The sequence below is a fragment of the Acinetobacter sp. YH12112 genome, assembly GCF_013418945.1.
Lineage (GTDB): Bacteria > Pseudomonadota > Gammaproteobacteria > Pseudomonadales > Moraxellaceae > Acinetobacter > Acinetobacter indicus.
Genome location: NZ_VPBA01000061.1, coordinates 1 through 9,064, shown reverse-complemented (window position 1 = coordinate 9,064; position 9,064 = coordinate 1). Strand labels below are relative to the sequence as shown.

At 46.3% G+C, this 9,064-nt stretch carries 10 protein-coding genes; 6 read left to right on the top strand and 4 right to left on the bottom strand.

Annotated elements, in window-relative coordinates:
* Window positions 1-548: 548 nt before the first annotated feature.
* The 3 genes from FTU50_RS14555 to def all read right to left on the bottom strand — a co-directional run bounded on the left by FTU50_RS14555 (window position 549) and on the right by def (window position 3,699).
* On the bottom strand, window positions 549-2,588 hold the full coding sequence (locus tag FTU50_RS14555; RefSeq protein ID WP_180055246.1) for a TonB-dependent copper receptor: 2,040 nt from the start codon (window positions 2,586-2,588) through the stop codon (window positions 549-551).
* Between the two features lie 73 nt (window positions 2,589-2,661).
* Window positions 2,662-3,084 carry a DUF2946 family protein gene (locus FTU50_RS14550; protein ID WP_016658991.1) on the bottom strand — a complete coding sequence of 141 codons (423 nt, stop codon included), beginning with the start codon at window positions 3,082-3,084 and terminating at the stop codon, window positions 2,662-2,664.
* 90 nt (window positions 3,085-3,174) lie between these two features.
* Window positions 3,175-3,699 (bottom strand): peptide deformylase, encoded by a 525-nt coding sequence (def, locus tag FTU50_RS14545; RefSeq protein ID WP_005181462.1) that lies wholly within the window; start codon window positions 3,697-3,699, stop codon window positions 3,175-3,177.
* Window positions 3,700-3,818: 119 nt separating this feature from the next.
* On the opposite strand from def, the gene FTU50_RS14540 reads away from it, so the two are divergent.
* From FTU50_RS14540 to FTU50_RS15620, 4 genes are all read left to right on the top strand, one after another.
* Window positions 3,819-4,976 carry a LysM peptidoglycan-binding domain-containing protein gene (locus FTU50_RS14540; RefSeq protein ID WP_180055244.1) on the top strand — a complete coding sequence of 386 codons (1,158 nt, stop codon included), beginning with the start codon at window positions 3,819-3,821 and terminating at the stop codon, window positions 4,974-4,976.
* 16 nt (window positions 4,977-4,992) lie between these two features.
* A complete protein-coding gene (dprA, locus tag FTU50_RS14535; RefSeq protein WP_127800660.1) occupies window positions 4,993-6,135 on the top strand; it encodes a DNA-processing protein DprA in 1,143 nt (380 codons plus the stop codon).
* 44 nt (window positions 6,136-6,179) lie between these two features.
* Window positions 6,180-6,746: an L-threonylcarbamoyladenylate synthase gene (locus FTU50_RS14530; protein WP_180047416.1), complete on the top strand. Its 567-nt coding sequence runs from the start codon at window positions 6,180-6,182 to the stop codon at window positions 6,744-6,746.
* Window positions 6,747-6,902: 156 nt separating this feature from the next.
* Window positions 6,903-7,055, top strand: coding sequence for a hypothetical protein (locus FTU50_RS15620; protein WP_228152267.1), 153 nt, complete (start codon window positions 6,903-6,905; stop codon window positions 7,053-7,055).
* Between the two features lie 70 nt (window positions 7,056-7,125).
* Here the strand turns inward: FTU50_RS15620 and FTU50_RS14520 are convergent, their stop codons facing one another.
* Entirely contained in the window at window positions 7,126-8,037 is a 912-nt protein-coding gene (locus tag FTU50_RS14520) for a DMT family transporter (RefSeq protein ID WP_180047418.1), read from the bottom strand.
* Between FTU50_RS14520 and FTU50_RS14515 the strand changes: the two genes are divergently transcribed.
* Both FTU50_RS14515 and FTU50_RS14510 read left to right on the top strand, forming a co-directional pair.
* Entirely contained in the window at window positions 8,026-8,346 is a 321-nt protein-coding gene (locus tag FTU50_RS14515; RefSeq protein ID WP_180047420.1) for a hypothetical protein, read from the top strand. The genes FTU50_RS14520 and FTU50_RS14515 overlap by 12 nt on opposite strands.
* 19 nt (window positions 8,347-8,365) lie before the next feature.
* Complete coding sequence (locus FTU50_RS14510; RefSeq protein ID WP_005181445.1) at window positions 8,366-8,908, top strand: glutathione peroxidase; 543 nt, start codon at window positions 8,366-8,368, stop codon at window positions 8,906-8,908.
* Window positions 8,909-9,064: the final 156 nt, after the last annotated feature.

Below are 9,064 nucleotides of genomic sequence, written 5' to 3'. Positions count from 1 at the left end.
TCAATTCCTGACTTAAATTCGCTCAAATAAACTTCGAGTAATTTAAACCAATCAATTAATGAAAATATATTCGATTAATCAACCAGTAAAAATCCACACAAGTTGTTCTTCATAATCTCTTAATGATTGTCTTCATGCTTCGTCAGCATCAAGCTAGGTCGGCTATATTACGCTTTCTAAAATGAAAGTCAACTGGTAATGCAAATTATTTTTAAACTTTCTTTCTAAAACCCAACTCAACCAATTTATGCTAAGTTACTGTTTTATCAGAAGTTTTAATTAACATCACCGCCGATGGATGTGCATTCTACAGCATTTCAGAGGGCTTGCAACACCTTTTTTAAGACTCTTGAATCGTGTGTTTATTTTCTAATCCAAAAAAATTATAAGTTGCTGTTTTATTTATAAAAATTATTTTAAGAAAAATATTCATTATTTTATTTAGAAATACACATTTAGAATAAGCTATTGAATTTAATTATTTTAATCTCATTAAAAAAAAGAAAAGCAGAGCCTAAGCCCTGCTTTTCGTATTCAATTTAGTCAAATCAGAATTTCATACTGACACGCGCCCAGTAATTTCGTCCGATATTGTTAAATTGTTCTGTCGCTGCTAATCCAACTCCAGCATTGCCCATTTTATTTAAGTGTTCAGTATAAGTACGGTCAAAGACATTATCGACACCTATAGATAAATCCACGCCTTCATTCACATGATAAGTCCCGTTTAAAGACAGTGTACCAAAACCTGCACTCTTCTTATTATGGTCATACCCTACGATATTGCCTTCACGTTCACTAATGCGGTTTTGACTATCGACCAGACGCCAGTAAGCACCTAAAGTGTAATTATCCTGGATATAACGTAGATTCACTCGCGCTTCCAAAGGCGAAATTTGTGGCAACGGCGTATTATCTGTGGTGTTTTCACCCCAGGCATACATGGCACTGACGTCTGCCTGAATTGCATCAGTAAACTGATAACCAATACCGGCTTCTGCACCTGCAATGGTTGCATCCACATTACGGGTATGTGCCTCTAGCATTCCCATATCACCTGTTGGCAAATAAGTGGTGAGGATGTAATCCTGAATGAGCCCAGCATAAGCGGATGCCCAGGAGTTGAATTTTCCATGTGCATGCTGATAACCAAGATCAAGCTGTAATGTCTTTTCGGTATCAATATTTTTAAAGGTATTTAACTGCCCATTACCTGATTTTGGGCTGAACAATTCCCAATAATCCGGCATACGTTCTACATAGCCTAAACCAATATAGGTTTTGCCATCGTCATATTCTGGGTGATGATTCTCAAAACGGAAAAACGCACTTGGCAATGTTTCTTTACGTTCCTGATTTGACTGAACAGCGTCAACTTTAACCTGATCCAAACGCAAGCCCGACACCAGTTTATTGTTGTCACCGACTTGATAACTCAATTCACCAAAACCACCAATTGACTGGAATTCCATATCTTTGCTGCGTGGCAGATTTTGATAAGGAATATTACGATCAGTATCTGTCTTCCGAATTGTATGCTCGTTATTCTGCGTATCTACACCCGTGATCAGTTCAAATTTATCCCATTCCTGGGTAACAGCCATACGTGCATTTAAGGTTTTACGCGTAACATTCGTTCCTGTTTCCTTTGGCATCATCATGGTTGGTTTAAAATCACGAAGGCTATAATTGTCCATCACATGGTCGTTATAGTTATAATTCACTTGCGCTTCGATTTTCTTAATGACATCGGTGACATTTTTCTTTTCGACACGCAAACCTAGGCTTTCACGGGCAAACTTGGAACCATCCATCATCCGGCCAGCATAAACCGCCTCACCATCAGCTTTACCACCGGTCAGTTCTACCCAAGTGTCTTCATCCGGCGTCCAGCCTAGTGCCAGATCTGCATTCCAGCGTTCCCAATCCGATGGCACGGTATTGCCCTCACCATCCTGATAGCTATTCGATACCGAACGGTTGCTATTTAGGCGAATATATTTCTGCTCGTCGCCTGCTGCAACCTCAATATTATGGTCCAGACGGCCAAATGAACCGGCCAGCACACTCAGTTGACCACGATAGTGCTGATCTTCATCAAACTGTTCCGGACGGCGCTCAAAAATCACGGTGGCAGCTGAACCGGTATTGGCATATTGCACGGTTTGTGGGCCTTTAATTACCGAAATCTGGTCATAACTTTCTGGTGAAATATAGGAGGTCGGTGAATCCATACGACTCGGACAGGCACCCAGGTTTTCTGTGCCATCGGTCAGAATTTTAATCCGCGAACCAAACATGCCACGGAAAGTCACATCGCCATTGGTACCAGCGCCACTGTTGACCGCGCTAAAACCGACAATACTTTGCAGATAATCTGCGCCATCGGTGGCTGGAATCGGTTGAATTGGCTGTTTCGGATCGGCACGGACAATCAGGCCGTTGGCATCATTGCCCTGATGCGCAGTCATCACAATAGGTGCCAGACTTTGGACGGGTGTTGGGGTTTCTGCAAACACAACTGGTGAATAACAAGCAACACAAATCGCAGCCGCAAGAGGCTGTAAAAAGAATTTTGGCTGAGCCATTTTTCATTTCTCACTGGAATACATATAAAACACGGCTTAAGTCATTCAAGACCCAAGCAAAACAAACGCGGTTTTATGCAAACAGTGGCGGTGCCCTACCCTGAGGAATAAGAAATAGTCGTTGCAGTGCAAACCAGACATGCTGGAAAGCTTTTTCAAAAGCGATAAAACGCACTTGAATACGATCAAGCACTTCTTTCACACTGAGTTCTGGCGGTAAAACGAGATTGCCGTACACGGTACAGTACTGGCATTGATGATTGGCATCATGATGATTATGCCCGTCATCTGAAATGACTGGTTGATGCTGACTGTACAGATGTTCGGAATGGGCATGTCCATGCGCTGAATGATCAACCGGCAATAAAAGCGCACGCGTAATGGTTTCACAGACCGGTGCCACCTGATAGGCTTTCGGCAGCAAAGGCTGTAAAAAAACAGCAATCTGTAAAAATACTGCCATCAGTGAGAGCAGTAAACCACTACGAATCAACAAACATATATTCCTGCTTTTGACTGGCCCAAGTATAACAAAGCCCAATCGAAATTGGGCTGTTTTGTCCTGATCTTTTGGTCGCAGGGCTGTTTAGCGTTTAACCGCCACTTTCTGACGCTGACGCACCACTTTTTCGACTTTTTCACGGGCACGCTGGCGCTTTAATGGCGACAGATAATCGACAAAAAGCTTACCATTTAAGTGATCCATTTCATGTTGGATACAGACAGCGAGAAGTCCGTCCGCTTCTAACTCAAATGCTTGACCTTCAAGGTTAATTGCCTCAATTTTTACACGTGACGGACGCTCAACTTTGTCGTATATTTGAGGCACTGACAAGCAGCCTTCTTCATAAGGCTGGGTTTCTTCAGTCAATGGGGTAATTTTGGGGTTAATGAATACCATCGGTTGGTCTTTGTTTTCAGACAGATCCATAACAATCAGCTGAATATGACGGTCAACCTGCGTTGCAGCCAGCCCGATGCCGGGCGCTTCATACATGGTTTCAAACATATCTGCGGCGAGCTGACGAATTTCATCAGTAACTTCTTCGACGGGTTGTGCAATGGTACGAAGACGGGGATCGGGGAAACTTAAAATAGGTAATAAGGCCATATTACGTCCTCAGCTTTGCCATTGGTCAAATAACCGAATGAAGGAATGCTTCATCGAAAAAATGTATGTAAGATCGTTATTATAACGCAACTACATACATAATTTTAGGAATTATGATAATGAAAAAGGTTTTGAAGGGCACATCTTCTTTTCGTGCCTTGAGGTTAAAACAGCAGGCGCTGGCACTTGCTGTCTGTTTCAGTTTTGGGGTGGGCGCAGTCAGTACTGTACAGGCCGCACCGGCACGCAATATCAACCCACCGACCTTACAGGCCAATGCACCAAATGTGTATGTGGTGAAAAAAGGCGATACGCTGTGGGATATTTCCAAGAAGTTTCTGCAAAACCCGCTGCGCTGGCGTGAAATCTGGGCCAGCAACAAGCACGTGAAAAATCCGCACTGGATTTTCCCGGGAGATCGCCTGCTGATGTGTACCTATGATGGCCGCCCGATCATTGGTAAAGATGAAGGTGATGGCTGTGAAGGTATTATCCGTCGTTATACGGGTAACACCACCAGCCTGCAGCCGCAAATCCGGGTCGAGTCACTCAACAATACCATTCCGGTGATTCCACTGGAGTACATCCAGCACTGGCTGGAACGCACCAGCATTATTGCCCCTGAATCTTTGCAACAGACGCCTTATATTTTAGGCACGGCGGATCAGCGTGTCCTGGCGGCCAAAGGCCAGAATGTCTATGCCCGCGGTCAGGGTCTGCAAGTTGGCCAGCGTTATGCTGTGTATCGTGAAGGCGAACCGTATATCTTCACCGATGCCAACGGTAAAAAATACAATGCCGGTCTGGAGCTGACTCAGGTTGCATCCGGTATTGCAGTACGCGGTGAAAATGATATTACCACCCTGGAACTGACCGATACCTACAATGCCGAAGTGCGTCGTGGCGATCGTGTGCTGCCAGAATATGACCCGATGTTACCAACCCTATTCTACCCGACCAATGCCGAACACATTGCAGCAGATGGCCAAGTGGTACGCGTGATGGGTTCAATTGGTACCGCAGCTAAACACAGTGTGGTCACCATTGACCGTGGTCAGGCGCACGGCGTGCAATCCGGTCATGTATTTGCTGTAACTCAAAAAGGCGAAGTGGTCACCGATCCGAAAACCCGTGAACGGGTGCAGCTGCCAGGCGAGCGTATTGGCTATGCCATGGTCTTTAAAACCTTTGACCAGCTCAGCTATGCCTATATTCTGGACAGCGAACTACCAATTAAAGTCGGGGCCGGTATTCAGCCACCGATTATGGAAGATTAAGACTGAGGGATGAGCCATGCTGAATACGATATCACCCGGTCATCTCGCAACGATTCGCCTGTGGTATCTGGTTCAGCATTCGCTCCCCAGCTTTTATAAATTAATCCGGCACTTCGGTTCGGCCGCTGCGGCCACCGAAGCCGGCAACCTGCAGCGCTGGGCAGAACTGGGACTGCATCAGAACCATCTGCAACGCGCACGGGATTTTCATCAAGCACAGGCACAAGCCGACTTCCAGCACTTGCTGCAGCGCATCCAGCAACATACCGATTTTATTCTTATTCCCGAAGATGTCGGTTACCCCACCCAACTGCTGCCCTATGCCGATAAGCCACCGATTTTATTTGGTCAGGGACAGGCGCAACCTTTACTTCAGCCACAAGTGGCAATTGTCGGCAGTCGCAAAGCCAGTCCGCATGGCCGGCAGGTGGCTTATGACTTTGCCTATTATTTAAGTGAAAAAGGCTTTTTTATTAACAGTGGCCTGGCGCAAGGCATTGATGAAGCAGCCCATCAGGGTGGCTTGAAACATCAACGTACCATTGCCGTGATGGGTACTGGTCTCGACCTCACCTACCCGGCCACACACCAGGGTCTGCGTGACCAGATTCTGCAACGGCATGGCACTATTATCAGTGAGTTCCTGCCCCAGACTAAACCGCTACAGCAGCATTTTCCACGGCGCAACCGCATTGTCAGTGGACTTAGCCTGGGAGTAATTGTGGCCGAAGCCACGCTGGACAGTGGCTCGCTGATTACCGCCAAACTGGCAGCTGAACAGGGCAAAACCGTGTTTGCCATTCCCGGTCATATCTACAGTGAATTTCATCAGGGCTGCCATCAACTGATTCGGGAAGGCGCGATTCTGGTTGATCATCCGGAACAGGTCATTGAAGATCTGGCCTTGCCAACCCAATGGCTGAGCCAGCAGCAGGCGACCTTATCCGCTACAGCATCTGCAGCTGCCCACCCGACCTTACCCGAACATCTGTTGGCCCTATACAGCCAGCTGGACTGGGTCGGTAAAAACATGGACCAGCTGGCCAGCGAACTGCAACAGGAAACCGCCCATTTAACCGCTCAGTTAATGGAACTGGAGCTGCTCGGGATGGCAATGCAGCAATCGGGGCTATATCTGCGTTGTCGTCCATCGCAATAAGGTTCACAATAGTACACCCCGCATAACCTCGAAAGGTGTACCACATGATTACAACCTCTGTTGCCGAAGCAGCCACTTGTCTACAGCAAGGACAGGTGCTGGCCTATCCTACAGAGGCAGTTTGGGGTCTCGGCTGTGACCCGTATAACCAAGATGCTTTTATGCAGATTCTGCAACTGAAACAGCGTCCGATTGAAAAAGGCGTGATTTTATTGGCAGGTCATATTTCCCAGGTAGAACATTTGCTGCACAACCTGGCCGAACCACAGCGTCAACAGGTGATCGACTCCTGGCTCAATCCACCCGCAGAGCGTGCTACCACCTGGTTGTTGCCGGCAGGTGAGCATATTCCCAGCTGGATTAAAGGCCAGCATCCTAAAGTCGCGGTACGTGTAACCACGCATCCGCTCTGTGTCGCGCTATGTCATGCCTTTAGCGGCTTTATTGTATCGACCAGTGCCAATCCGGCCGGACAGGAACCGGCGCACTCCCTGCAAGAGGCCAGCCAGTATTTTGGCAATCAGCTGAATTATTTAAATGGCGATTTGGGACTCAGCCAGTTACCTAGCCGTATTCTGGATGCTGAAACCGGTGCCGTGATTCGTGACTGAAGATCGGGCCAGAAATGAAAGAAATTTCAGGCAAAAAAAAGCTCAACCATATAGGGATGGTTGAGCATAAAAAAGGATGTGTATCAATCACATCCAGAGGGTATCGAAATCTCTGGGCAAATCAGCAACAGTCGCTGATCTGCGATGGAGCGTATTATGGGTGAACAGTTTAAAAAAAACAAATATATTTTAGCTCTTAAAAAGCAGCTTAAACCTATGATTAATCAACCATTATTTGAAAAAGTTCAAATTATCTTGCTCTTTTTAAAGTGCTTTTTAAAGAAGCTAAAAGCTACTCTCCTCGACTAAAGTCTATTTGCCTTTATTTACGAGATCATTCAAGCAAAAAATTAAGTTTGTTTGTTCGTTTTTTAGGCAATTATTTAGCTTTCAGCAGCACTGGCGCCACAGTTTTTTTCTGGGCCAGCACAATTCCGAACAGAATAATCGCCCCACCAATACTGTGATAAATGGTCCAGGCCTCTTTTAACCAGACAAAGGCAATTAAAGCGGTAAACACCGGCATCAGGTTCATAAAGATACTGGTGCGGTTCGGTCCCAGACACTGAATCGCCATCATCCACACCAAAGGGGCAATTAATGAAGGAAAAATACTGGCGTAGATCACGCTGCCGGCATTGGCCATATTGATGGCATCAAGCCCCAACCAGGCCACAAACGGCAGGTGATACAGCAGTGCAAACAGAATCTGCACATACAAGCTCAGCATTAACGGAATCTGCAGCTGCCATTTTTTCAGAAAAACCCCGTAAAAGGCATAGAAAAACACGGCAATAATCATCAGCAGATCGCCCCACTGACCACCGGCATGCAGCAAGCCCCAAGGATTGCCCTGCCCCATCACATAGATTAGCCCGGCAAAGGACAACAGGCTGCCAATAATGGCGTAGCGATTCGGAATATCGCGCAGAATCAGCATCGACACAAAAATGGTAAAAATCGGAATAAAGGCATTAATAATGCCCATATTGGTGGCGGTGGTGTAATGCGCAGCGGTATAGGCCAGTCCCTGATACAGCACCAGTCCAAAGGCACTCAGCACTGCCAGCTGTTTCAGATGCGGTACAATCAGGGCGCGTTCACGGATCACCCGCGGCAAAATAAACGGGGTCAGAATCAGAAAGGCAAAAAACCAGCGATAAAAACTGATGCTCACCGGCGAGATAAAGTCGGTCACATAGCGGGTCACGACAATATTCAGTGACCAGATCAGTACCGCGCTGACCGGTAAAAGAATGGCCCAAGACAGCATTTTTTCTTGCTGTGTCATATTCTGTTCCTTGTTGAGTCGATCGGCCTGAAGCAGACGCTGCTTCCTGCGCTGAATGAATGCCTTTTCACTTTATTTTTAAACTTTCCTTGTGCCCTCATTCTAGTCCAATTTAACAGCTTTGGGGCAGTTCGCGATGGTGAAATCTTGTGCTGCGTTCAAATTGCTCCATCACTCCACTTTGCTGGGATTCCGCACCTGCTTAAAATATGCCGCATTGACGCAGCGCTATACAAAAATCTGCCAAAAGCCGCAGCAATAGGTCTTGCGGGATTGGGCAAAGCCCGTTACAACAGAGAACGACAATAAATCACTTTAGGATAAACACATGGCATCTGTATATGACATTCCGGTCGTGACCATTCAGGGTGAAGAAACCACACTGAACCAGTATCAAGGCAAGGTGCTGCTGATTGTAAACGTGGCTTCTAAATGCGGTCTGACGCCGCAATATGAAGGTCTGCAAAAGCTTTATCAGCAGAAAAAAGAACAAGGTCTGGAAATTCTGGGCTTCCCGGCCAATGACTTTCTGGCGCAAGAACCCGGCAGCAATGAAGAAATCCAGCAGTTCTGTTCGCTGAATTATCAGGTAGATTTCCCGTTATTTGCCAAAATTTCGGTAGTGGGTGAAGATAAACATCCGCTATATGCCCGCCTGACTCAAGCCATTCCTGAGCGAATCGGTGAAGGCCCGTGGTGGAAAGATCTGGTGGATTATGGTCTGACCCCAAATGAACCACCTGAAGTGCTATGGAACTTCGAGAAATTCCTGATCAATAAAGAAGGCGAAGTGGTGGCACGTTTTGCCCCAGATATTCAGGCCGATGACCCACGTATTGTCGATGCGATTAATGCCGAACTGGCGCGTTAATTGTTTACAGTAACAAAGAGGGTCGCGGCCCACTGCTGTCCCATAGTTTGCTTTAAATAAAAAAACCTGAGTCCTAACAGTTAAAATATGAGTGTAAACAAACACTTTAACGACCAGGATTCAGGTTTTGTCACATCAGAATACCGTATTTCATGA